Here is a 23,100-nt window from a genome sequence, read left to right on the forward strand (position 1 = left end):
CAACACCAAAACCAACACCAAACCTCAAACCTCAAACCTCAAACCTCAAACCTCCACGCAGCTGCACCTCGACAAGGCACTTCGCCAGCCCGTATGCGACCCGGCGTGCATTGCGCAGCACAGGCCAAACCCATCATCTGCACCCCGCATCGGCAGCACTGATTGCAGCGGCGGCCGCTGTCATCTCACTGCCATCTGCAGCACGCGCAGCCTGCGCCGTAAGCCTCATCACGGCTGGCGATCAGCTCATGCCTTTCCGGTTGCTCGCCGCTAACCATTTGTTTACACAACCGCGCGGCGCTGCGGGCACAACGTGCGGGTCATTCAGTGGGAGTTGTACATGGAAACCCATATCACCGTCATCGGTGCCGGCTTCTGCGGCACCGCGCTGGTCCGTGCGCTGGCGCAGACGGCCGATGCGCAGGTGCGCATCACCCTGGTCGGTGTTGCCGACACGTTTGGCAGCGGCATCGCGTATGGCGCGGCGCGACCGGAGCATCTGCTCAACGTGCGCGCCAAGGATCTGGGCATCGATGCGCAGGCGCCCGGCGCCTTCGCCGATACCTTGCATCTGGGCGAGAGCGGGCGGCTGGAATTCCTGCCGCGGCTGGCCTACGGCGATTACTTGCGTAGCGAGCTGGATGCGGCGGTCAGTGGTGCGCAGGCATCGGTGATGCGGCTGTCGCAGGAGGCGGTGGCGGTGGAGCGCGCGCGTCGCGGTTTCCGGGTGTTTCTTGCCAATGGCGATGCCTTCCACAGCGACCGCGTGGTGCTGGCGGTCGGTGCGCTGCAGCCGCAGGCGTTGGCCGGCATCGGCCCGCGGTTGAGCGTGCATGCGCGCTACATCGGCTGGCCGTGGCAGGGCGATGCGTTGTCGCGGCTGGCGCCCGACGATGACGTGCTGATCGTGGGCACCGGGCTGACCATGGTGGATGTGGCATTGACCCTGCACGCACGCGGGCACCGCGGCCGCATGCTGGCGATCTCGCGGCGCGGATTGGCCCCGCAGGCGCATCTGCGTCAGCCCGGTGCGCCACTGGACCTGCCGCCGCATCTGCAACGTGCGCTCAAGGATGCCGATCTGCGCGGGCTGCTGCGCGGTGTACGTCAGCTCAGTGCGGTGGTGGACGATTGGCGCCGCGTGGTGGATGCATTGCGCCCGCATCTGCAGCCGCTGTGGCAGCGCCTCACGCTGGCCCAGCGTGCGCGTTTCCTGCGGCATCTGCGCCCCTACTGGGAAGTGGCGCGGCATCGCGTCGCGCCGGGTGCGGCGGAGCACTTGCAGCAGTTGCAGGCATCCGGCCAGTTGCAGATCGTTGCGGCGCGGCTGCTGCGTGCGCGTTGGGTGCCCGATGGTGTGGAAGCGGTGATCCGCCCGCGTGCCGCTGCCGATGCGCAGACGCATCGCTTCGATGCGGTGATCCGCGCCACCGGCCTGGATACCGATATCGACCGCACCAGCGACCCATTGATTGCCGGCATGCGCGAAGCCGGCCTGTTGCGCGCCGATCCATTGGGCCTGGGTGTGGACACCGATGCGCAACTGCGCGTGCGCGACGGCGCCGGGCAGATCGTGCAGGGGCTGTATTGCGTTGGGCCGCTGCTACGCGGGCGGTACTGGGAGATTACCGCCGTGCCGGAACTGCGCGTGGCGACCCGTGCGTTGGCAGAGCGCCTGCTGCTGGGTGCGACGCCGGCGTTACAGCCGGAGCGGGGGACGGTGTCGCGCGAGGTCAATGGGCGGTAGATGTTGGTAGTTGATGCGCTGTTTGCATGAGGCGCTTGATGTGTTTGCTCGGGAACGAGATGGTGTGCGGAGCGCAGGTGCTTGCGGCGTTCGTTTGAGTCGAATGCGTCGCTTTGCTTCGCACCCTCGCCCCAACCCCCTTCCGGTGGAAGAGGGGCTCTGTGGCTGATCGCGTGCTGCCTTTGTTGGAACTGCGGGAATCTGGCGTTTGCGCATCGCGTGGGTCGTTGTGTCGTGCCAGCGCTGCTGCGCTTGTTTGATCGCGACGTGACGATGCGTCTATCGCGTTTTTACCGATCTCTGCGCGCGCAGGCATAGCCAAAAACTGTGCGCATGCGCACCGCTGCGCCACACAGCGCAAACATGCAGCGTGATGCGTAGCGCAGTGCACGCATGCGGACAGGAGTGGGTCATGTTGTGCGTCCTGGGCTCTCTAAAGTCCAGGTCGCTACATCCCCCTTGCCTGCCTGGAGTTCCCCATGCCCCGTCTTGCTCCCATTGCTCTAGCCGCTGCGCTGTGCGCGTCCGCGCTACCTGCCGTCGCCAGCGAAACGCTCAATACGCGTGCCGATGTCATCGCCGCGCTGGATGCCGGTTACGACGTCAGTCTGTCCACCGATCTCAGTCTCTGCACACCCGAAGAAGGCACACCGACCACTCGGACCCGCGGTGGTCGCCATATCGATGCCTATCGCATCACCGAAGACGGCACCGTCGCATTTGCGGGGTCGCATTTCACTGTCGCCAACGATGGCAAGCCGATCCAGCAGTTCATGCGGTATCAGCTGCGTCCGGATGGCAGCGTGCGGTTCACCACCTACATGTACGACCTGCCGTCGCTGCAACAGCGCGGGCCGATGCTGGGGTATGTGTGCACGATCAATCAGGGCATCCGCTTCCACGCCGATTGAGAGCCACCGACAAAGCGATTGCGTAATCCCCGCTGACCGGTGCGATATAACGCCGGGCCAGCGCGGGAGCTGTGCAACACCACGGCCATGCGGCTGCATCCGTGCACTACCGGTGTGCCAGTCATGCGGAGTCTGCACCGCATGCGTCGGACGCACCGCCAACCAATCACCCGGCGCGCATGTACCTGCTCCTTCAGGCGTGCGCGCATCACCAGGAAAATCGTCATGTTGAGCTGCCGTCTTGCAGTGGTTGCTGTCGCCGTTTGCGCGACGATCTCACCGGCATTGGCCAAGCAACGCATCTCTTCGTCTGCAGATCTGATCGCCACGCTGGAGTCCGGTCATGACGTTGCGGTATCGGTCGACCTGTCGCGTTGCGCGCCGGAGGCCGGCACCACGGCCAGCCGCAGCCGCGGCGGTGTGCGTATCGGTGCCTACCGTCTGACCGACGATGGAACGCTGTCGTTTTCCGACACGCAGTTCATTGCCGCCAGCAGCGATGGCCGGCCGTTTCAGCAATTTCAGCGTTACCAGGTGGCTCCGGACAATCGCGTGCGGCTGACCACGTCTATGTACGATTTGCCGAGCCTGCAGCAGCGCGGCCCGCTGCTGGCATATCAATGCACGCTCGACCAGGGCATCCGTTTCCACGCCGATTAAGAGCTGCTAACAAAACGACTGTGCTCACCGCCAAGCGCGCGCGGCCGGTACTCGGTGCGGCATGTATCACCTCGTACACTCCAGTTCTGAGCGCGCCGTCCACACCCACCTGACACCTGCTTGTTACGTTTATTAGCCGCTCTACAAGGCGTTGCTTGCAGGGCACGATGCCACGCGGAGGGTGGCATCGTGCGGATCCTTGCAGGGCATCGGATGCCGAATCGAACTGCCAAGCCAGGCCATAGCCTCATTGCAACACGCGCCGAGCAGACTCCGGCGCGACCACCCGTCAGCTGTGGAAGCGGCGTCTGATCCCGGTCGCTGCAGATCAACTGCAGCTCCGGGTGCAGCAGTGCTCCCCTGGGTCTACCGCTGCTGCACCGCGACTGCGGTATCGCCGCGTTGCCAGCCGCCGCCCAACGCCTTGAAGGCGGCAACCGCGCTGCGTGCCGCTTCGGTGCGCGCCTGCACCTGTGCATCGGAGGCACGCAGCAGGCTGTCGTCGGCATTGAGCACTTCGATCAGGCTGACGGTGCCTTTTTCATACGCCAGCGCCGATGCGCCACGAGCCTTGCCCAACGCGTCCACACCTTGCGTCAGCAAGGCAGCTTGTTGCTCGCGTTTGACCAGCGCGGTGAAGGCGTTTTCGACATCTTCGGTGGCGCGCAAGACTGCCAGGCGGTAGGCGGCCAACTGCTCGGCCTCCTGCCCCTTGGCCTGCGCGATCTGCGCATTGATGCGGCCGAAGTCGAATAGCCGCCAGCGCAGCCCCAGCACGCCGGACGCCTGCGCGGCATCGCCGGTAAACAGGTTGGCGCCGGAGAGGGCGGTGGCGCTGCCCAGCAGGCCGCTCAGCGAGAACTTGGGGTAGTACTCGGCCATTGCCACGCCGATGCGTGCATTGGAGGCAGCCAGCCGGCGCTCGGCGGCGATCAGGTCGGGCCGGCGCCGCAACAGGTCGGCCGGCGAGCCGCTGTCGGCGATCTGCGGCGCCAGCGGGATGGGTTTGCTGGCGGCCAGCTCGGCGCGGTGGGTGCCGGGCGACACGCCCAGCATCACGTCCAGCGCGTTCATTGCCGCGACCAGGCCCGCTTCCAGGCCGGGGACGGTCGCCTGTGCCTGGGACAGCGCGCCCTGGGCCTGCTGCATTTGCAGTTCGGCGGCCAGGCCCTTGTCGTGTAATAGCGTCACCATCGCCACCAGCCCTTGCTGGGCCGCGACCTGGCGCTGTGCCACGTCCAGCCGCGCCTGCAGGCCGCGGATGCTGATGTAGATGTCGGCGGTCTGCGCGGCCACCGCCAGCCGGGTGGCCGCGGCGCCGGCCTCGGTGGCCTGGTAGTCAGCTACGGCGGCCTGGCGCCCACGGCGCAGCCCGCCGAACAGATCCAGCTCCCAGCTGGCGCCCAGATTGGCCTCGTAGACGCTGGCGTAGCGGTCGAAGTCGGGGGTGCTGTTGAGGACCTGTCCCAGCGGAGTCTCCAGCGATTGGTAGGCGCGGGTGGCGCTGCCGCTGAGGTTGCCGGACGGCAGCAGCGCAGCGGTGGCGGCGGTCAGCCCGGCGCGGGCCTGGGTGACCCGCGCGGTGGCCTGGGCCAGATCCAGGTTCTGCGCCAGCGCGGCGCCGACGTAGCGGCTCAGGTCCGGGTCGTTGAAGCCCGCCCACCAGTTGGCCAGCTCCGCCTGCGTGGTGGCGTGGCGATCAGCCAGCGCGGCCTGACCGAGATAGTGGTCGGGCAACGGTGCATCCGGACGGGCGTAGTTGGGGCCTACCGCGCAACCTGCGGCAAGACTGGTGGCAATGAGCACGGCAAGGAGGCGCAGTGAGGGCATGACGGGACCGGAGTGGCGAGACGGTGAGTGACTATAATACGAAATAGTCACTTTTGTAAGTCGCGGGCGACGGCGCTAAGCTGTCGGAATGAACCAAGCATCCAGTTACCCTGTTTCGGGCCGCGGGCCGGCCGATCACGAGGTGCGCGACCAGATCGTGATCGCCGCCACCGAGCATTTCAGCCGCTACGGCTACGAGAAGACCGCCGTGTCCGACCTGGCCAAGGCCGTCGGCTTTTCCAAGGCGTATATCTACAAGTTCTTCGAGTCCAAGCAGGCCATCGGCGAGATGATCTGCAGCCACTGCCTGCGCGAGATCGAGGCCGAAGTACTGGCGGCGGTAGCTGCCGCTGCGGCGCCGCCGGAGAAATTACGCAGTCTTTTCAAGGTGATTATCGAGGCCAGCCTGCGGTTGTACTCGCGCGATCGCAAGTTGTATGAGATTGCCACCTCCGCGGCGACCGAGCGCTGGCCGCCGGTGATCGCCTATGAAACGCACGTCCAGGCGCTGCTGCAGGACATCCTGCTGCAGGGGCGGCAAAAAGGGGATTTCGAGCGCAAGACGCCGCTGGACGAGATGGTGCAGGCGGTCTATCTGGTGATGCGGCCCTATATCAATCCGTTGCTGCTGCAGCACAGCCTGGAGCACGTCGGCGAAGTGCCGGCGTTGCTGTCGGGGCTGGTGCTCAGGAGCCTGGCTCCATAAAATTTGTTCGTGACCATTGACTGATATGGTCACAAGTCCCAAGATGCGAGCCTTCATCAGCTTGCTTCGGGATTCCCATGCTTCGGCGCCGCCTTGTCACCTCCACCGTCCTGTGTGTCCTGCCGCTGGCACTGATTGCCTGCGGCGGCAAGGCGCAGCCCGATCCACGCACCGCCACGCCGCTGGTGCGGGCCGCCACGGTGGCCGACGCCAGCAGCGCGGCACGCAGTTTCTCCGGCACCGTCGCGGCCCGGGTCCAGAGCGATCTGGGCTTCCGGGTCGCCGGCAAGGTGTCCGAGCGGCTGGTCGATGCCGGCCAGCGCGTCAAGCGCGGGCAACCGCTGCTGCGGATCGACCCGATCGACCTGCAACTGGCTGCAAAGGCGCAGCAGGACGCGGTGGCCGCCGCCAGGGCCCGTGCCCAGCAGACCGCCGACGATGAAGCGCGTTACCGCGATCTGCGCGGCACCGGCGCCATCTCGGCTTCTGCGTACGACCAGATCAAGGCCGCCGCCGACGCGGCCAAGGCGCAGCTGAGCGCTGCCCAGGCCCAGGCCGATGTGGCGCGCAACGCCAACCGTTACACCGATCTGCTGGCCGATGCCGACGGCGTGGTGATGGAGACGCTGGTCGAGCCCGGCCAGGTGGTCGCCGCCGGGCAGCCGGTGGTGCGTCTGGCGCATGCCGGCCCCCGCGAGGCGGTGATCCAGTTGCCGGAAACGCTGCGCCCGCAGGTCGGTTCCATCGCGCAGGCCACCTTGTTCGGCAATGCCGCCGTGAGCGTTCCCGCCACCTTGCGTCAGCTGTCCGAAAGCGCCGACCGGCTCACCCGCACCTTCGAGGCGCGTTACGTGCTCGACGGTGCGCTTGCGCAGGCGCCGTTGGGCACCACAGTGAGCATCCGCATTGCCGATGGCACGGCCACCGGCACGCAAACCGGCCTGCAGGTGCCGCTAGCCGCAGTGTTCGATGCCGGAAAGGGGCCGGGCGTGTGGGTGATTGCCGGTCAACCGGCCAAGGTGAGCTGGCGGCCGGTGACGGTGCTGGGGCTGGACGACGACCACGCCAACGTCGCCGGCACGCTGGCACGCGGCGAGCGCATCGTGGCGCTGGGCGCGCACTTGTTACGCGAAGGCGAGCAGGTACGCATTGCCGGCGCCAACGCTGCCGGCACCACCGCGACGACCGCGTCCAAGACCGCCACCGCGGCAGGAGCGCAGCCGTGAGCGAGGGCCGATTCAACCTCTCCGCACTCGCCGTCCGCGAACGCTCGATCACGCTGTTTCTGCTCGTGCTGATTTCGCTGGCCGGCCTGGTCGCGTTTCTCAAACTCGGCCGTGCGGAAGACCCGGCATTCACGGTCAAGGTGATGACGATCATCACCGCCTGGCCCGGCGCCACGCCGCAGGAAATGCAGGACCAGGTTGCCGAAAAACTCGAAAAGCGCATGCAGGAACTGCGCTGGTACGACCGCACCGAAACCTACACGCGCCCCGGTCTTGCATTCACCACCTTGACCTTGCTGGATAGCACACCGCCCGACCAGGTGCAGGAGCAGTTCTATCAGGCACGCAAGAAAGCCGGCGATGAAGTGGGCAATCTGCCGGCCGGGGTGATCGGGCCGATGATCAACGACGAATATGCCGACGTCACCTTTGCGCTGTTCGCGCTCAAGGCTCGTGGCGAGCCGCAACGCCTGCTTGCTCGCGATGCAGAAACGCTGCGCCAGCGCATCCTGCACGTGCCGGGCGTCAAGAAGGTCAACATCCTCGGCGAGCAGCCCGAACGCATCTTCGTCGAGTTCTCGCACGAACGTCTGGCCACCTTGGGCGTGAGCCCGCAGGACGTGTTTGCCGCGCTCAATACGCAAAATGCGTTGAATGCGGCCGGCTCGGTGGAAACGCGCGGCCCGCAGGTGTTCATCCGCCTGGATGGCGCGCTGGATAACCTGCAGAAGATTCGCGATACCCCGTTGGTGGTGCAGGGCCGCACGCTGAAGTTATCGGATATCGCCACGGTCAAACGCGGTTACGAAGATCCGTCCACCTTCATGATCCGCAGCGGCGGCGAGCAAGCGTTGCTGCTCGGCATCATCATGCGCGACGGCTGGAACGGTCTGGATCTGGGCAAATCGCTGGACAGCGAAGTGGGCGCAATCAATGCCGAGTTGCCGCTGGGCATGCGCCTGAGCAAGGTCACCGACCAGGCGGTCAACATCGACGCGTCGGTCGGCGAATTCATGACCAAGTTCTTCGTCGCACTGCTGGTGGTGATGCTGGTGTGCTTCGTCAGCATGGGCTGGCGCGTGGGCATCGTGGTGGCGGCAGCGGTGCCGCTGACGCTGGCAGCGGTGTTCGTGGTGATGCTGGCCACCGGCAAGAACTTCGACCGCATCACGCTGGGCTCGTTGATCCTGGCGCTGGGGTTGTTGGTGGACGACGCCATTATCGCCATCGAAATGATGGTGGTGAAAATGGAGGAAGGCTATAGCCGCGTCGCCGCCTCGGCGTATGCATGGAGCCACACCGCCGCGCCGATGTTGTCCGGCACCCTGGTCACCGCAGTCGGCTTCATGCCGAACGGGTTTGCCGCTTCCAGCGCCGGCGAATACACCAGCAACATGTTCTGGATCGTGGGCATCGCGTTGATCGTGTCGTGGGTGGTGGCGGTGGTGTTTACGCCTTACCTGGGCGTCAAGATGCTGCCGGACCTGAAGAAGGTCGAAGGCGGCCACGCCGCGATGTACGACACACCGCGCTACAACCGCTTCCGTGCGGCGCTGTCGCGCGTGATTGCGCGCAAGTGGCTGGTGGCCGGCGCGGTGGTGGGGCTGTTCGTGGTGGCGATCCTGGGCATGGGCATCGTCAAGAAGCAGTTTTTCCCGATCTCCGATCGTCCCGAGGTGTTGGTCGAAGTGCAGCTGCCGTACGGCACCTCGATCAACCAGACCAGCGCCGCTGCGGCCAAAGTGGAAGCCTGGCTGGCCAAGCAGGACGAGGCGAAGATCGTCACCGCGTATATCGGCCAGGGCGCGCCGCGCTTCTACCTGGCGATGGGCCCGGAACTGCCGGACCCGTCCTTCGCCAAGATCGTGATCCGCACCGACGACCAGAAGCAGCGCGATGCATTGAAGCTGCGCTTGCGTCAGGCCGTTGCCGAAGGTCTGGCGCCGGAAGCGCGTGTGCGCGTGACCCAACTCACTTTCGGCCCGTACTCGCAATTTCCGGTGGCCTACCGGGTCAGCGGTGCCGACCCGCAGGTGCTGCGTGGCATCGCCGCGCAGGTCAAGCAGGTCATGCAGGACAGCCCGATGATGCGGACCGTCAACACCGATTGGGGCACGCGCACGCCCACGCTGCATTTCAGCCTGGATCAGGACCGTCTGCAGGCAGTGGGGCTGACTTCCACCGCCGTCGCACAACAGTTGCAGTTCCTGCTCAGTGGCGTGCCGATCACGCTGGTGCGCGAGGATATCCGCAGCGTGCAGGTGGTGGCCCGTTCGGCCGGCGACACGCGCTTTGATCCGGCACGCATTGCCGACTTCACCCTGGCAGGCGCCAACGGCCAGCGCGTGCCGCTGTCGCAGGTGGGCAAGGTGGATGTGCGCATGGAAGAGCCGATCATGCGCCGCCGCGATCGCGTGCCGACGATCACCGTGGGCGGCGATGTCGACGACAAACTGCAGCCGCCGGATGTCTCGGCCGCGATCACCAAGCAGTTGCAACCGATCATCGAACAACTGCCCAGCGGCTATCGCATCATCGAGGCCGGTTCCATCGAAGAATCCGGCAAGGCCACCGCTGCGATGCTGCCGCTGTTCCCGATCATGCTGGCCGCCACCTTGCTGATCATCGTCCTGCAGGTGCGTTCGATCTCGGCGATGGTGATGGTGTTTCTGACCAGCCCGCTCGGCTTGATCGGCGTGGTGCCTACGTTGATCGTGTTCCAGCAACCATTCGGCATCAATGCGCTGGTGGGGTTGATTGCGTTGTCGGGCATCCTGATGCGTAACACGCTGATCCTGATCGGGCAGATCCATCAGAACGAAGTCGAAGGGCTCGGTCCGTTCCACGCGCTGGTGGAAGCCACCGTGCAACGTGCGCGTCCGGTGATCCTGACCGCACTGGCCGCGATTCTGGCCTTCATCCCGCTCACCCATTCGGTGTTCTGGGGCACGCTGGCATACACGCTGATCGGCGGCACCCTGGCCGGCACCATCCTGACCTTGGTGTTCCTGCCGGCGATGTATTCGATCTGGTTCAAGATCCGCCCCGACACCGACCGCACCCCAACGGCGGCGGCCTGACCCACCGCACGACGGCACGGCTACCGTCGTTGCGTTCACCACAGACGCACACCCGCTGAGCGCGCGGTCGAGACAGGGCGCCTGTCGGCCGCAACGCCACACCCGCTTATCTCCCCTCTTTTGAAGGAAATGCAATGCAACAGCAGACAGTGGTCCTCATCACCGGTGTGTCCTCAGGCATCGGCCGCGCCGCAGCGGCGGGTTTTGCCGCGCGCGGTTGCGCGGTGTACGGCAGCGTTCGCACGCTGGCCACCGCCACGCCGCTGGCCGGTGTGCAACTGGTCGAGATGGATGTGCGCAGCGCCGACTCGGTGAACCGCGCCGTGGCCGGTATCATCGAAACGGAAGGCTATATCGACGTGCTGGTCAACAACGCCGGGGCCAACCTGGTGGGTGCAGTGGAAGAAACCACTACCGAGGAAGCTGCCGCGTTGTTCGATACCAATGTGCTCGGCATCCTGCGTACCATTCGTGCATTGGCCCCCTTCATGCGTGCCAGGCGCAAGGGACGTATCGTCAACGTCAGCTCCGTGCTGGGATTTTTGCCGGCGCCGTACATGGGCGTATATGCCGCGTCCAAGCATGCGGTGGAAGGCCTGTCGGAAACGCTGGACCATGAGCTGCGCCAGTTTGGTGTACGCGTGAGCCTGGTGCAGCCGTCGTATACCAGGACCGGCCTGGGCAGCAATTCGCCGCTGACCCAGACCGCGATCGGCGATTACGAGCGCGAGCGCGGTCTGGTCACGCGTGCAGTGATGCAGAGCATCGATACCGCGCCTTCCGCTGACAGTGTGGCCAGCACGGTCGTGGAAGCCGCGCTGGGGGCATGGCGCATGCGTCGCACGCCAGCGGGGAAGGCATCGCTGTTGAGCAAGTTGCGGCGCTTCATGCCGGCCGGTGCGGTGGATTCGAGCCTGCGCAAGCAACTTGGGTTGCACTAGCAGGTAAGTGATTTCATCCTCGCAAGTGGGCTGGCACCATCAGCGAACCGCGTTGGGCGATACCCTGTAAGCACCGCTGCTTGCATTGCTGTATTGGTGCCCGGATCACGCCGACGAAGTGCTTGCAGCCGAAAAGCGACTCGAACCAACCCAGGTTCCTGCAGAGGCTGCGCCGGCGCGCAATCTGGCGAGCAGCCATGCAGTGATCGGATCTAGTTCAGGCTGGCAGGGCAGCGCGCCGGGACAACGGCAGCGTTCGGCTGCGCTGGCGGCTCAGGTTTTTGGGCGAGATCGATGCGGGTCAGCGCCGCATCGGCGATGGCGGCGCGGGCGCCTGCGCGCCGCAGGGGCATGGATCGGTCGCGTAGCAGGCGCGGAGGCCGGCGATTCACCCACAACGCTCGCGTGGCCTCACAATAGGCGGCCAGTTCCGGAACGATGTCCCCATGCGCAAGACCTACCAGCTCAACCTCGAAGGCAAGAACCGCGACCGTCTGCTGGAAGCCAGCAAGAACGATATCCGCAAGTACATCCGCCGCGAGCGCCGCAAGGACCTGCCCGAAGGTGCGGACTATTGGGACTTCGACATGCGCTTCGGGGTGGACGAGTCCAGCGCCGCGCCGCTGCCGCCAGCCGAGTTGATCCGCGCGATCAATGCGCTGACCGGCGAAGGCGGCGACCAATATTTCGTTGAGATCCTGCGCAAGCCGGGCAAGCGCGTTCCGCGTGCCGATGGCGATGCGCTGACCGGTGGCGAGCTGGATTTCGAGCAGGACTGAGGTCTTCGCTCTCCTCCCGTGGCAGCGCACCGCTGCGGGACGACCAATCCCTGTCGCGTTGTGACCGGCGCCGGATCGAATGCATTCCGCGTACCGTCTTCCGGATGCCAATCGGCACGGCTCACACGAAGGTTGCAGTGCTCCAGCGAGCGCTTTCGGGTGGCTGATGGACGATTGCCTCCTGCTGGTGATAAGTAGCGGCATCTGCCGCTCGCGTTGAGAGCGGCTAACAAAACGACTGTGCGACCGCCAGGCGGGCGCGGCTGGTGCTAGGAATCGGACGCGTACACTACGGTTCTGAGCGCGCCGTTCAGACCCAGCTGACGACTGCTCGCTACGTTTTGTTTGCCACTCTTAGCCATTCGAGTGGCTATGCAGATCAGGTCACAACTGCTCGCTGCGGCGTGTCGGCCGCTCTCAGCCCGGCGTGTCGAACTGCGCCTGTGCCACGGCGCGGAGCTTGTCTTTTTTGCTCGGCCGCTTGCCTTTGATGCCGCCGTTATCGTCCGCTGCGCGCGCGTCAGCGGATGGCGTGTTTTGTGCGGCGGCCTCGACCGGGGTCGGCTCGAAGCCTTCGATCACGCTGGTCGGTACGCGCAGGCCCTGACGTTTTTCGATCAGGCGCCATTGCGGTGCGTTGTCGGCAGTGATGAAGCTGATCGCCAGCCCGCTGGTGCCGGCGCGCGCGGTGCGGCCGATGCGGTGGGTGTAGTCCACGGTGGAGCGGGGCAAGTCGTAGTTGACCACTGCCGGCAAGGCATCGATATCGATGCCGCGCCCGGCCAGATCGGTGGCCACCAGCACTTGCACCGCGTGCTGCTTGAATGCGTGCAAGGTGCGCTCGCGGCGGCCCTGACTCAACTCGCCGTGCAGCGGCTGGGCGTTGATGCCGGTCTTGGTGAGTTTTTCGGCGACCTTCTCGGCGGTGTGGCGGCTGGCCACGAACACCAGCACATGCGACCAGCCGTGCTCGGTCAGCAGGTGCCGCAGCAGCTGCGTGCGTTGGCCGGCATCCACCGCGATGGCGCGCTGTTCGATCGCCGTGGCCTGCTCGGGCGTGGCTTCGATGGTGATGCGCAGTGGGTCGCGCAGCCGGCGTTTGGCCAGCGCGGCGATGGCCGGCGGGTAGGTGGCAGAAAACAGCACGCTCTGCCGTTGCGCCGGCAACAACGCCAGGATGCGATCGAGCTCGGCGCCGAAGCCCAGCTCCAGCAGGCGGTCGGCTTCGTCCAGCACCAGCGTGGTCACCTCGCCCAGGTGCAGTGCGTTGTGCTCGACCAGATCCAGCAACCGGCCAGGTGTGGCCACCACGATGTCGGCACCGCCGCGCAGCGCCAACAGCTGCGGGTTTATCGAACTGCCGCCGGTGGCGACCACCGTCTTCAAGCGGCGCGGCAGATGCGCGGCCAGCTGACGTAGCGTGTCGTCCACCTGTGCGGCGAGTTCGCGCGTGGGCACCAATACCAGCGCACCGAGCACGCGCGGCGCTGTGTCCGGGGCCAGGCAGCGCTGCTGCAGCAGCGGCAACGCATAGGCCAGCGTCTTGCCCGAGCCGGTCTGCGCCATCGCAATCAGGTCGCGCCCGGCCAGCATCGGCGGGATCGCCTGCTGCTGGATCGGTGTGGGCGTGCGATGACCGGCCTTGCTCAGCGCGGTGTCGAAGAACGGCTGCAGCTGCGGCGACAGCGAGAGATGAGCAAATGACATGCCGCCGATTATCCAGGATTGGCGATGGCGCGTGCGCACTGCGGGCTGCGCGTTGGATTGGGCGCGCGATCGGCGTCACGGCCGATCCGCGAACAACCCGCGTCACCCGGAGACACAGCAGGCGGTGTGCTCGGAAGCGCTGTGCACAAAATCGCGTTGCATGTAGCCCTCGTCACGTCGATGCGGACATGGCCCCAAAATCATGGCGTCAGTCCACCTGCAGACCCACAAAAAAGCCGCCCATCTCGGGCGGCGTTGCGTACCGTGCAGCCAGTGCGTGCCCACGGCGGCTTTCGCATCACCGGCAGCGCTGCAGGCGCAACGCCGCCGGTGGATGGGCCAGGGCGATTACTGCGCCAGTGCCAGATCGTCCAGCATGGCGCGCAGGAAGCGTGCGGCTTCACCGCCGGTGGCGGCGCGGTGATCGAAGGTCAGCGACAGCGGCATCACCTTGTGCGTTTCCACCCCGCCCATCACTGGGGTGAGCTGGTAGCGCGCGCGCCCGGCAGCGACGATGGCCACGCACGGCGGCACCACCACCGGGGTGGCGTAGCGGCCGGCGAACATGCCGAAGTTGGACAGCGAGATGGTGTAGCCGCTCAATTCGGAGGCAGCGATGCTGCGGGTTTCCACCTGCTGGCGCAGCCGATTCACGCCCTCGCGGATGCCGTACGCATCCAGCATGTCGGCATTGCGCAGCGCCGGCACGAACAGGCCTTCTTCGGTATCCACCGCAATACCGATATCGACCTGGTTGTGCAGGGTGCGGCTAAGCGCATCGCCGTCGAACCAGGCGTTGAGCGCCGGCACGGCCTGGCAGGCACGCACGATGGCGCGCACCAGCCGCACGGTGACATCGTTGCCGGGTTGCCAGGCGTGGATGTCGGCGTCGTCGTTGAGGGTGGTCGGCACCACCTTGCTGTGCGCATCGGCCATCACGCGCGCCATGTTGCGCCGCACGCCTTTGAGCTGTTCGGGCTGGCCCTTGGCGACGACGCCTGGCGGCTGGGTGCGCATGGGTTTGCCGCTGGTGGAGAGTGCGGAGCGGTGCTGGCCCTCATCCGCCCTGCGGGCACCTTCTCCTGCAGACGGCAGAAGGGTCGCCGTTGCCGGTCGATCGCTGCCGTCGGCAGCGATCCCATTGGCTCTGCCACCTTCAGCGAACGGACCACTGGCGAACGAACCCCCTCTCCCGCTGGCGGGAGAGGTCGGCACGCCCTGCGCGCCGGGTGAGGGCTGCGCGGTCCCTGCGGCGGCAGCCTGCTTCACGTCGGCCAGCGTCACCGTGCCGTCCGGGCCGGTGGCACGCACCTGCGTCAGATCCACGCGCAGCTTGCGCGCGAGCGCGCGCACCACCGGCATGGCGCGGACGCCGCCGACCGCAATAGCCTGTTCGCTTTGCACGGTGTTGGAGCTCTGCATCGCACCGACCACGGTGCCGGCGTCATCGCGCTCGCCTGCCGCATCGGAAGCTGCATGTGCGTCGGCATCAGCGATTTCGCCACCGTTGTCGGAGGCGACCACGCGTTCGGTTGGGCCCGCCGCGCTCTGTCCGGTGCTCTGCGTGGCCGCCTGCGCGCTGCCGCCGTGACCATGCCCATGACCGGTATCCTGGCCATCGGCGCGTTGTGGCTGCGAGGCATCCAGTGCGAACTGCGCCAGCATGGAGCCGGTCACGATCACATCGCCGGCCGCACCGGCCAGCTTGACCACGGTGCCGGAAAACGGCGACGGCACCTCGACCACCGCCTTGGCGGTTTCCATCGACACCAACGGGTCGTCCAGGCGCACCGTGTCGCCCTCCTTGACGAACCACTCGACGATGGTGGCATCGGGCAGGCCTTCGCCCAGATCGGGCAGATGAAAATTCTTCGCTTCGCTCATGGCAGATTCTCTTGCACCGCAGACAGCTGCGGCGTGGTGTCGTCGAGGAGTTCCAGGTCGGCCGCCGGCAGCCAGCCCTGCGCGCCATCGGCACGCTCGGACCACCACCAACCACCGTGTTCGTAGTGCAGCAACACGTCCTCGCCCTGACGGGCATCGAGTTCGCGCGCGTCGTAATCGCGCAGGGCTTCGGCCAGGCCGTCACCGAGCGGACGCAGCCAGGCCAGCGGCGCCCAGCCGGCGCGGCCGTCGTCGGTGGTGACCCAGGCAAACGCTGGCCATTCTTCATCGCGTACGCCCACGCTCACCTGCCGGCCCGCCTCAAAGCGGACCGGGTTGGCGTAGGCGGCGCGATGTGCGCAAAGCAGACGGGCGCGCATGTCAGCCCGCAGCCACCGCACGGCGCGCTGCCGTGACGATCCGCTCCACGCTCGGCAGATACTTCATTTCCAGCCGGAACAGCGGGATATGCGTGTCGTAACCGGTGACGCGTTCGACCGGCGCGAGCAGGTCGTACATCGATTTTTCGGCGAGCTGGGCGGCGATCTCGGCACCGAAGCCGGCGGTGCGCGGTGCCTCCTGCACGATCACGCAGCGGCCGGTCTTGGCCACCGATTCGGCAATGGTGTCGAAGTCCAGCGGGCGCAGCGTGGCCACGTCGATGACTTCGGCGCTGATGCCTTCGCCAGCGAGTTTGTCGGCCGCTTCCAGCGCTTCTTTGACCTGCGCGCCCCAGGTGACCAGGGTGACGTCGGTGCCGTCGCGCAGCACGAAGCACACATCCAGCGGCAATGCTTCGCCATCGTTGGCGACCACTTCCTTGTATTGCCGATAGATGCGCTTGGGCTCCATGTAGATCACCGGATCCGGGTCGCGGATCGCGGCCAGCAACAGGCCGTACGCGCGCTGCGGCGAGGACGGCAGCACCACGCGCAAACCGGGCACGTTGGTGAAGATGGCTTCGTTGGCTTCGCTGTGATGTTCCGGTGCGCGGATGCCGCCGCCCCACGGCACGCGCAGCACCATCGGGCAATGCAGGCGGCCACGGGTACGGTTGCGCAGGCGTGCGGCGTGGCAGATCAGGTGATCGACCATGGGATACACGAAGCCGTCGAACTGCGCTTCGGCCACCGGCTTCATGCCTTGTGCGGCCAGGCCGACGCTGAGGCCGGCGATGGTGGTTTCATCCAGCGGGGTATCGAGCACGCGCTCGCTGCCGAAGCGCTGCTGCAGGCCGGCAGTGGCGCGGAACACGCCGCCGTTGACGCCCACGTCCTCGCCCAGCACCAGCACTGCGGGGTCGTGCTCCAGCTCCCAGGCCAGCGCCTGGGTGATGGCTTCGATCAAGGTGATGGGTGAACTCATGGCACTGTCTCCGCGCGTGGCTGCGGCGTTGTAGGGGGCACTGGCGTGGTGCGAGGTTTCCGCGTGTACCTGCTTGAGCTCATCCATGACGCGCCTCCAGGGCCATCACTTCGGCACGCTGCGCCAGCAACTGCGCCGGCGGGTCGCCATAGAGGTAATCGAACATGGCCTCCACCGGCTGCACCGGGGTATTGAGATAGGCGTTGACCTCTTCGTCGATACGCGCGCCGCATTCGGTCTTCCACGCGTCTTCCTGCGCCTGGTCCCACAGACCTTGCGCGGTGAGATAGGTCCGCAGACGCAGCAGCGGTTCGCGCGTCCAGGCCTGTTTGACCTCGTCTTCGCCGCGATAGCGGCGCGCATCGTCGGCGGTGGTGTGGTCGGTGAGGCGATAGGTCATGAACTCGATCACCGTGCCGCCTTCGCCGGCCAGCGCACGCACGCGCGCCTGACGCATCGCTTCGAGCACCGCGATCAGATCGTTGCCGTCCACCTGCAGGCAATGCAGGCCGCCGGCCAGCCCCTTTTGCGCCAGCGTCTGCGCACCGGTCTGCGCCGAACGCGGCACCGAGATCGCCCAGCCGTTGTTGATCACGCACAGGATCAGCGGCAGCTTGTAGGCGCCGGCCGAATTGAGCGCGGCATAGAAGTCGGTCTTGGAGCTGCCGCCATCGCCGCAGCAGGCCACCGCCACCTGCGGCTTGTTCTGCAGTTTGAACGACAGCGCGGAACCGGCCGCGTGCAGGCACTGGGTGGAAATCGGCACGCAGATCGGGAAGTCGATGGCCGCATCGGCATCGCGCGGATAATCGCTGCCGCGCTCGTCACCGCCCCAGTACAGCAGTACATCGCGCGGACGTACGCCGCGCTCGAACATGGTGCCGTACTCGCGGTAGCTGGGCGCAAACACGTCGCCGCTGCGCATCGAGGCACCGATGCCCACATGCGTGGCTTCGTGGCCCAGGCTGGCAGCGTAGGTGCCGAGCTTGCCGGTGCGCTGCAGGGCCACCGACTTGCTGTCGAAGGTGCGCACGAACAGCATGCGCTTGAACAGGGCGAGCAGGGTTTGCGGATTGGCGGCGTCGGCCGGCAGGTCGTCGCGGACGAAGTTGCCGTCCGCGTCCATGTATTGCAGATAGTCGATCTGGAACTGCGCGGCTACGCTCATTGCGGCGACACCTTCATCAAGAAGTTTCAAATGATATGAGTTGCCATGTTAAGGACGGCGAAGCAAAACGCTGTCCTGCACCGCAACACATAATGATGCTGGCATGCACAAAAAAAAGGGCGCGGACCAGGCCGCGCCCTTTGTCGCAGTAAGAAACTGCGACGTGGTGCACTGCAATTAGCGGCGGCCGGCGCCTCCGCCGATCGGGGTGACGATCAGCGCCGAATCGTTGGCCGGGTTGGCATCCGGCGATGCCGACGTGGCACTTGCCTGCACGCGGATGGCACCGTCGACCGGGATCGGCTTGGCCGCCACGGTCAGCTGGAAGGCCAGCTGCGCGCCCGGCAGCACCACTGCCGCACTGCTGCACACGAAGCGGGCACTGCGCAGCGACTGCACCTGTTTGTCGCAGCGCCAGCCCTGCGGCGGCACCAGCTGCGACAACGCAGACACCGTATTGCCTTCGATCACCAGGCCGGGACGCTGCGCCGGCGCGGCACCGACGTTGTCCAGCAGCACGCGGTAGCTGGCGTTGAACGCGGTGGTCGGCAGACTGGCCGGGCCATCGAACCGCACCGCCAGGTCGCTACGCGGCTGCGGCCGTGCCTGCACCACGACGGCCGCGGTGTCGGTGTTGTTGTCCGGCTGCGGGTCGGGCGATTGCGAGGCCACCGAGGCGGCCAGGGTGAGGGTGCGTCCGGCCAGGTCCGGGCTGGCATCCAGCTGCACTGCAAAGCTCTGCGCAGATCCCGCCGCAAGCAGGGGGATATTGCAGGTGAACGTGGTCTGCGTGGCGTTGGTCTGGTTCTGGCAGACCCAGCCCGTCGGGGCAGTGAGACGCGCTCGTGCCGGCAGGTCGAACACCAATGCCAGCGCGGTGAACGGGGCACGATCCGGTCCACGGTTCTCGACATCGACGGTGTAGTCGATGCGCTCGCCTTCGACCACCTGGTCGCGCGCGGCGGTGACAGCCACTCGCAAGTCCGCGTTCACCTGCTTGGTCATGCGCAACAGCACCACGGTGGGATCGTGATCCGAAAGACGGGTGGGCGTGTTGGCATCGTTGCGCGCGGTGCCGGGGAAATCGGCATTGATGCGGGCATGGCCCACCGACAGCGAGGCGATGTTGGGTGCGCGCATCAGCGCCGCGTTGGCCAGGATGTGATCCAGCGACTGCACGTTGCCATCGAAGGCGTACGAGTAGCTCTGGTCGGGCGTGTTGAACCAGGTCAGATCGGTGTAGTCCGGGTCGACCAGATCCACGCCATCGCCGCCGACCACGGTCTGCACATCCGGCGCCGGTTTGCCGGTGACGGTGCCCATCGCATCCACATAGCCGTCGTTGAACTCGAAGGCGTTGAAGTCGCCCATTACCAGCACGTTTTCCGCCGGATTAAGTTGCTGACGCGTCTGCAGCAGGCGCGCCAGATACTCGGCCTGGGCCTGGCGCTTGGCGCGGATGCGGGTACCGGCTGCGTCGTCGGTCTCGGCGCCGTTGAGCGAGCGCTGATGCACCACGATGGCGGACAGCGGCAGCACGCGGCCGTCGGCCTGATGCACATTGGCCGTGAGCACCAGCGGCGGGCGGTCGTTGAGCAGGCTGACAGCGCCCGCCGGCTCGGTCCAGGTGGTGGTCTTGCCTTCCTGCGCGATGGAAAGCACTTCCACGCGCGGCACGCCGGCGGCAACGTCGGCGGTCTTGACCAGGAAGCCGACGTCGATGCCGCCGACGTCGTTGCCTTCCTGCAGGTAGGCCACGTATTGCGGATTCGGTTGGCCGGAGCCTGCCGTATCGGCATTGATGCGTGCAGCCAATGCCTGCAACACGCTGAGGTTTTCCACTTCCACCGTACCCAGGATGTCGGGCAGATGCAGATAACGGCGGATCGCCAGCGAAGCCTTGTTGAGGCGGCCCTGGAACGCGGCCGGGGTGAGCACCGGTTCGCCGATGGCCGGGTCGTTCTGGTCGTCGAAGAAACGTTCCATGTTGTAGGTGGCCACGGACACATCGTCGGCCTGCGGCATCGGTGCCGGACGCGGTTTATCCGCATCGTTGCAATACACCTGCGGGGTGCGTTCCGGGTACAGCGTGTAGCGGCGGAAGCTGTAATCCAGCGGGCCGACCACATTGAGCACCTGGCAACCAGCGGCCAGATCCAGCCGCTCGGCGCCGACGCCGGCACTGCCGACGGCGATCACTTCCGGGTTGGTGTTCCAGCGCGGCACGCCGACAGGCGCGGCGGCCGGCAGCGGGTCGGGCAACTGCACGCCGGGTTCGCGGAAGGCGCGCGGCACGCCGGTGACCACCGCATGGAACACGCCATTGCTGGTGGCCGTGGCGTTGGTCTCGTTGACGCTGCCGCCGGTGGGCGCATTGACGGTGAGGCTGGGCGCGGCGACGCGCATGCCTTCCAGCGCTTCGAGCTGATCGAAGGCGCCGGTGGGGCTGGGGAAGTCCGGGCGCAACAGCACCGGCGACGGCAGCGGGTTGCCGGTGGAATCGGCCAGCACGGTGACGCTGCCGCCGATTTCGGTCAGTGGCGGCTGGGTCGGGTCGGCGGTGGGCACGTATTCGATCACCGTGCCCTGCACGCGCACCCGGTTGCCGATGGCGGCCGCTTCCGGCGGGGCGCTGCCGGTGTAGACGTAGACGCCTTCGGAGGTGGCCGGGTCGCCGTCGCCCTCGGTATCCGGGGCCTGCAGGAAGAAGCCGGCGCTGCGGCGTGCGGTCACTATGCCGGAGGTGGCCACCACCTGGCCGTCCAGCGGCGAGCGTGCGCCCTTGCCCTGGATGCTGTGGATTGGCAACAGATTGAAGTCGTCGTTGACGATGGTGCCGGTGGCACTGAGCGTGGCCGGCAGCGCGCCTGTGAGGCCGCTGATCTGCAGGCTGAAACGCTCGTCCGGCTCGGAGAGGGTGTCGCCGAGCACATCCACCGAAATGGTGGCGGTGCGGTCGCCTGCGGCAATGCGCACGGTGGTCGCGGGCAGGCCGATGTAGTCGCTGCCGGCGGTGGCCGTGCCATCGCGCGTGGCGGCGGTGAAGCTCACCCCGCCGGCACCGGCCGGCTGGCTCAGGCTCAGCGTGAACACGACGCTGCGGCTGCCGCTATTGCCTTCGGCCTGGCTGACATCGTCCAACGTGGCGATCGGCTGGCCGCCGCCGCTGCATAGGCGCGCAGCGCTGGCGCTATTGCGCGGCATGGGTGCGCCGGTGGCGAAATCGGCCGCGTTGTTGTCGGTATCGCTGCAGCCATCGCCACCGCGCAGCACCGCCAGCGTGTTACTGGGGGCCGGCGTGGGCGCATTGCCTTCGGCGCAGCTGGCATTGCTGCCATAGCCGACCAGATCGGCGTTGCCGGTGGGGCAGGCGCCGCTCAGTGCGGACGCGGTGGTGCTCAGCGCCACCTTGCCGGCGGTACCGCTCAGGGCCAGGGTGCCGGTGGCATCGGGCGTGGGCAGCGCAACGCTGCCGCCGCTGCCATCGGCCTGCTTGACCAGGTAATACCCGCCGGCCGGCACGCTGCCTGCCAACGGGGTGGCCTGCCAGCTGCTGCCGGCGGCCGAGGCGTACTGCACCGACCAGCCGTCGAGGCTGACCGCGGTACTGCCGATGTTGTGCAGCTCGATGAAATCGCTGCGGAGGGTGGCGCCGCTATTGCCGCCACCGCCATAGACCTGGCTGATGACGACCTGGGCATTGGCGTGGCCGGCAACGGCCAGCGCACAGAGAAATACGGCTGCACGACACTGCAACACATGCATGAGATGAGAGTCCCCTGATCCTTGAGACGTGAAACGCTCCCCTGGTCCGGCCACGTCCCTGGCCGGCAGCGCCGTTCGATTCTGCATGAATTTGCAGACCTTGGTTGACGATACTGTGACAGCGGTGCACTGGCTGAGACTGCACTGGCGGCTGGCCGGGTGGTTCAGAAGCGAAATAAGTCCCGGCGTCGAGCACGCCTGGACGTGTGGCGCTCGATGAGTCGCCGGGTCTGCGCGGCATGACTCAACCGCAAACCGCCAAACCCAATCCCCGCCGCTGAGCTACCCTGACCGGCCCGATCCATCTGCACTGCCATGCCCGTCGACAAGAACCTGCGTGACCTGGAACCCGGCATCCACACCGACCTGGAGGGGCGGCTGACCTACGGCGGCTATCTGCGGCTGGATCAGCTGTTGTCCGCGCAGCAGCCGCTGTCCGAGCCGGCGCACCACGACGAGATGCTGTTCATCATTCAGCACCAGACCTCCGAGCTCTGGCTGAAGCTGCTGGCGCACGAGTTGCGTGCGGCGATCGTGCACCTGCAACGCAACGAGGTCTGGCAGTGCCGCAAGGTGCTGGCGCGCAGCAAGCAGGTGTTGCGCCAGCTCACCGAGCAATGGTCGGTGCTGGAGACGCTGACCCCCAGCGAGTACATGGGTTTTCGCGATGTGCTCGGCCCCTCGTCGGGGTTCCAGTCGCTGCAATACCGCTATATCGAGTTTCTGCTGGGCAACAAAAACCCGCAGATGCTGCAGGTGTTCGCTTATGACCGACAGGGCCAGGAGCGCCTGCGCGAGGTGCTCGAAGCGCCCAGCCTGTACGAAGAATTCCTGCGTTACCTGGCTCGCTTCGGCCATGCGATCCCGCAGCAGTATCAAGCCCGCGACTGGACCGCCGCGCATGTTGCCGACGACGCCCTGCGCCCGGTGTTCGAGCGCATCTACGAAAACACCGACCGCTACTGGCGCGAATACGCGCTGTGCGAGGACCTGGTGGATGTGGAAACCCAATTCCAGCTCTGGCGCTTTCGCCACATGCGCACCGTGATGCGGGTGATCGGCTTCAAGCGCGGCACCGGCGGCTCCAGCGGCGTGGGATTTTTACAGCAGGCGCTGGCGCTGACGTTCTTCCCGGAACTGTTCGACGTCCGCACCTCGGTGGGTGTGCAAAGCCGGGCGCCGCAGGGTGATACGGACGCTGCCAAGGGCTGATCAAGGCGAAACGCCGAGCAGGTCGCCAAGGCCGAGTCCCGCACGTCCCGCCCACCGCCATCAGGTCGCCGACTCCGGCGAATTTGACGCGTACATGACGTCTAAGTGATCCTCGCGCG

Annotated in this window: 16 protein-coding genes and 2 other RNA genes; 11 read left to right on the top strand and 7 right to left on the bottom strand. The window is 66.4% G+C overall.

What is annotated here, in order from left to right; genetic code table 11:
- The first annotated feature begins 340 nt into the window (after positions 1 to 340).
- The 4 genes from XdyCFBP7245_RS02935 (at position 341) to XdyCFBP7245_RS02950 (ending at position 3,456) form a co-directional block, all read left to right on the top strand.
- Positions 341 to 1,747, top strand: coding sequence for an FAD/NAD(P)-binding protein (locus XdyCFBP7245_RS02935; RefSeq protein ID WP_104614318.1), 1,407 nt, complete (start codon positions 341 to 343; stop codon positions 1,745 to 1,747).
- A gap of 479 nt (positions 1,748 to 2,226) precedes the next feature.
- A complete protein-coding gene (locus tag XdyCFBP7245_RS02940; protein ID WP_104614319.1) occupies positions 2,227 to 2,658 on the top strand; it encodes a VirK family protein in 432 nt (143 codons plus the stop codon).
- Positions 2,659 to 2,883: 225 nt separating this feature from the next.
- The gene (locus XdyCFBP7245_RS02945; RefSeq protein ID WP_104614320.1) at positions 2,884 to 3,318 is read left to right on the top strand and encodes a VirK family protein; all 435 of its coding nucleotides are present in this window, start codon (positions 2,884 to 2,886) and stop codon (positions 3,316 to 3,318) included.
- 61 nt (positions 3,319 to 3,379) lie between these two features.
- Positions 3,380 to 3,456, top strand: a non-coding RNA gene (locus tag XdyCFBP7245_RS02950) — sX9 sRNA.
- Positions 3,457 to 3,684: 228 nt separating this feature from the next.
- On the opposite strand, the gene XdyCFBP7245_RS02955 is transcribed toward XdyCFBP7245_RS02950, so the two are convergent.
- Complete coding sequence (locus XdyCFBP7245_RS02955; RefSeq protein ID WP_104614321.1) at positions 3,685 to 5,148, bottom strand: efflux transporter outer membrane subunit; 1,464 nt, start codon at positions 5,146 to 5,148, stop codon at positions 3,685 to 3,687.
- 88 nt (positions 5,149 to 5,236) lie between these two features.
- Between XdyCFBP7245_RS02955 and XdyCFBP7245_RS02960 the strand changes: the two genes are divergently transcribed.
- The 6 genes from XdyCFBP7245_RS02960 (at position 5,237) to XdyCFBP7245_RS02985 (ending at position 12,230) form a co-directional block, all read left to right on the top strand.
- A complete protein-coding gene (locus tag XdyCFBP7245_RS02960; RefSeq protein ID WP_104614322.1) occupies positions 5,237 to 5,854 on the top strand; it encodes a TetR/AcrR family transcriptional regulator in 618 nt (205 codons plus the stop codon).
- A 77-nt stretch (positions 5,855 to 5,931) separates the two neighbouring features.
- Entirely contained in the window at positions 5,932 to 7,080 is a 1,149-nt protein-coding gene (locus XdyCFBP7245_RS02965; protein ID WP_104614323.1) for an efflux RND transporter periplasmic adaptor subunit, read from the top strand.
- Complete coding sequence (locus XdyCFBP7245_RS02970; RefSeq protein ID WP_104614324.1) at positions 7,077 to 10,160, top strand: efflux RND transporter permease subunit; 3,084 nt, start codon at positions 7,077 to 7,079, stop codon at positions 10,158 to 10,160. The genes XdyCFBP7245_RS02965 and XdyCFBP7245_RS02970 overlap by 4 nt, the downstream gene beginning before the upstream one ends.
- 134 nt (positions 10,161 to 10,294) lie before the next feature.
- Positions 10,295 to 11,101 (top strand): oxidoreductase, encoded by an 807-nt coding sequence (locus XdyCFBP7245_RS02975; RefSeq protein ID WP_104614325.1) that lies wholly within the window; start codon positions 10,295 to 10,297, stop codon positions 11,099 to 11,101.
- Positions 11,102 to 11,547: 446 nt separating this feature from the next.
- Positions 11,548 to 11,880: a DUF6172 family protein gene (locus XdyCFBP7245_RS02980; protein WP_104614326.1), complete on the top strand. Its 333-nt coding sequence runs from the start codon at positions 11,548 to 11,550 to the stop codon at positions 11,878 to 11,880.
- Positions 11,881 to 12,151: 271 nt separating this feature from the next.
- Positions 12,152 to 12,230: non-coding RNA, sX9 sRNA (locus tag XdyCFBP7245_RS02985), on the top strand.
- 67 nt (positions 12,231 to 12,297) lie between these two features.
- On the opposite strand, the gene XdyCFBP7245_RS02990 is transcribed toward XdyCFBP7245_RS02985, so the two are convergent.
- The 6 genes from XdyCFBP7245_RS02990 to XdyCFBP7245_RS03015 form a co-directional block, all read right to left on the bottom strand.
- Positions 12,298 to 13,587: a DEAD/DEAH box helicase gene (locus XdyCFBP7245_RS02990; protein WP_104614327.1), complete on the bottom strand. Its 1,290-nt coding sequence runs from the start codon at positions 13,585 to 13,587 to the stop codon at positions 12,298 to 12,300.
- Between the two features lie 348 nt (positions 13,588 to 13,935).
- The gene (locus XdyCFBP7245_RS02995; RefSeq protein WP_104614328.1) at positions 13,936 to 15,471 is read right to left on the bottom strand and encodes a dihydrolipoamide acetyltransferase family protein; all 1,536 of its coding nucleotides are present in this window, start codon (positions 15,469 to 15,471) and stop codon (positions 13,936 to 13,938) included.
- Complete coding sequence (locus tag XdyCFBP7245_RS03000) at positions 15,468 to 15,851, bottom strand: SH3 domain-containing protein (protein WP_104614329.1); 384 nt, start codon at positions 15,849 to 15,851, stop codon at positions 15,468 to 15,470. Before XdyCFBP7245_RS03000 ends, XdyCFBP7245_RS02995 begins: the two co-directional genes overlap by 4 nt.
- 1 nt (position 15,852) lies before the next feature.
- A complete protein-coding gene (locus XdyCFBP7245_RS03005) occupies positions 15,853 to 16,923 on the bottom strand; it encodes an alpha-ketoacid dehydrogenase subunit beta (protein WP_055853297.1) in 1,071 nt (356 codons plus the stop codon).
- Positions 16,916 to 18,004, bottom strand: a complete 1,089-nt coding sequence (gene pdhA, locus XdyCFBP7245_RS03010) for a pyruvate dehydrogenase (acetyl-transferring) E1 component subunit alpha (RefSeq protein WP_104614330.1) — start codon at positions 18,002 to 18,004, stop codon at positions 16,916 to 16,918. The genes XdyCFBP7245_RS03005 and pdhA overlap by 8 nt, the downstream gene beginning before the upstream one ends.
- A gap of 177 nt (positions 18,005 to 18,181) precedes the next feature.
- Positions 18,182 to 21,769 (bottom strand): lamin tail domain-containing protein, encoded by a 3,588-nt coding sequence (locus tag XdyCFBP7245_RS03015; RefSeq protein ID WP_104614331.1) that lies wholly within the window; start codon positions 21,767 to 21,769, stop codon positions 18,182 to 18,184.
- A gap of 315 nt (positions 21,770 to 22,084) precedes the next feature.
- On the opposite strand from XdyCFBP7245_RS03015, the gene XdyCFBP7245_RS03020 reads away from it, so the two are divergent.
- A complete protein-coding gene (locus XdyCFBP7245_RS03020; RefSeq protein WP_104614332.1) occupies positions 22,085 to 22,981 on the top strand; it encodes a tryptophan 2,3-dioxygenase in 897 nt (298 codons plus the stop codon).
- The last annotated feature ends 119 nt before the right edge of the window (positions 22,982 to 23,100 follow it).

It is taken from the genome of Xanthomonas dyei (assembly GCF_002939865.1).
GTDB classification, from domain to species: Bacteria; Pseudomonadota; Gammaproteobacteria; order Xanthomonadales; family Xanthomonadaceae; genus Xanthomonas; species Xanthomonas dyei.

Coding starts and splice junctions, on each gene's coding strand:
- XdyCFBP7245_RS02935 (WP_104614318.1), top strand. CDS start 341: ATGGAAACCCATATCACCGTCATCGGTGCCGGCTTCTGCGGCACCGCG.
- XdyCFBP7245_RS02940 (WP_104614319.1), top strand. CDS start 2,227: ATGCCCCGTCTTGCTCCCATTGCTCTAGCCGCTGCGCTGTGCGCGTCC.
- XdyCFBP7245_RS02945 (WP_104614320.1), top strand. CDS start 2,884: ATGTTGAGCTGCCGTCTTGCAGTGGTTGCTGTCGCCGTTTGCGCGACG.
- XdyCFBP7245_RS02955 (WP_104614321.1), bottom strand. CDS start 5,148: ATGCCCTCACTGCGCCTCCTTGCCGTGCTCATTGCCACCAGTCTTGCC.
- XdyCFBP7245_RS02960 (WP_104614322.1), top strand. CDS start 5,237: ATGAACCAAGCATCCAGTTACCCTGTTTCGGGCCGCGGGCCGGCCGAT.
- XdyCFBP7245_RS02965 (WP_104614323.1), top strand. CDS start 5,932: ATGCTTCGGCGCCGCCTTGTCACCTCCACCGTCCTGTGTGTCCTGCCG.
- XdyCFBP7245_RS02975 (WP_104614325.1), top strand. CDS start 10,295: ATGCAACAGCAGACAGTGGTCCTCATCACCGGTGTGTCCTCAGGCATC.
- XdyCFBP7245_RS02980 (WP_104614326.1), top strand. CDS start 11,548: ATGCGCAAGACCTACCAGCTCAACCTCGAAGGCAAGAACCGCGACCGT.
- XdyCFBP7245_RS02990 (WP_104614327.1), bottom strand. CDS start 13,587: ATGTCATTTGCTCATCTCTCGCTGTCGCCGCAGCTGCAGCCGTTCTTC.
- XdyCFBP7245_RS02995 (WP_104614328.1), bottom strand. CDS start 15,471: ATGAGCGAAGCGAAGAATTTTCATCTGCCCGATCTGGGCGAAGGCCTG.
- XdyCFBP7245_RS03000 (WP_104614329.1), bottom strand. CDS start 15,851: ATGCGCGCCCGTCTGCTTTGCGCACATCGCGCCGCCTACGCCAACCCG.
- XdyCFBP7245_RS03005 (WP_055853297.1), bottom strand. CDS start 16,923: ATGGATGAGCTCAAGCAGGTACACGCGGAAACCTCGCACCACGCCAGT.
- pdhA (WP_104614330.1), bottom strand. CDS start 18,004: ATGAGCGTAGCCGCGCAGTTCCAGATCGACTATCTGCAATACATGGAC.
- XdyCFBP7245_RS03015 (WP_104614331.1), bottom strand. CDS start 21,769: ATGCATGTGTTGCAGTGTCGTGCAGCCGTATTTCTCTGTGCGCTGGCC.
- XdyCFBP7245_RS03020 (WP_104614332.1), top strand. CDS start 22,085: ATGCCCGTCGACAAGAACCTGCGTGACCTGGAACCCGGCATCCACACC.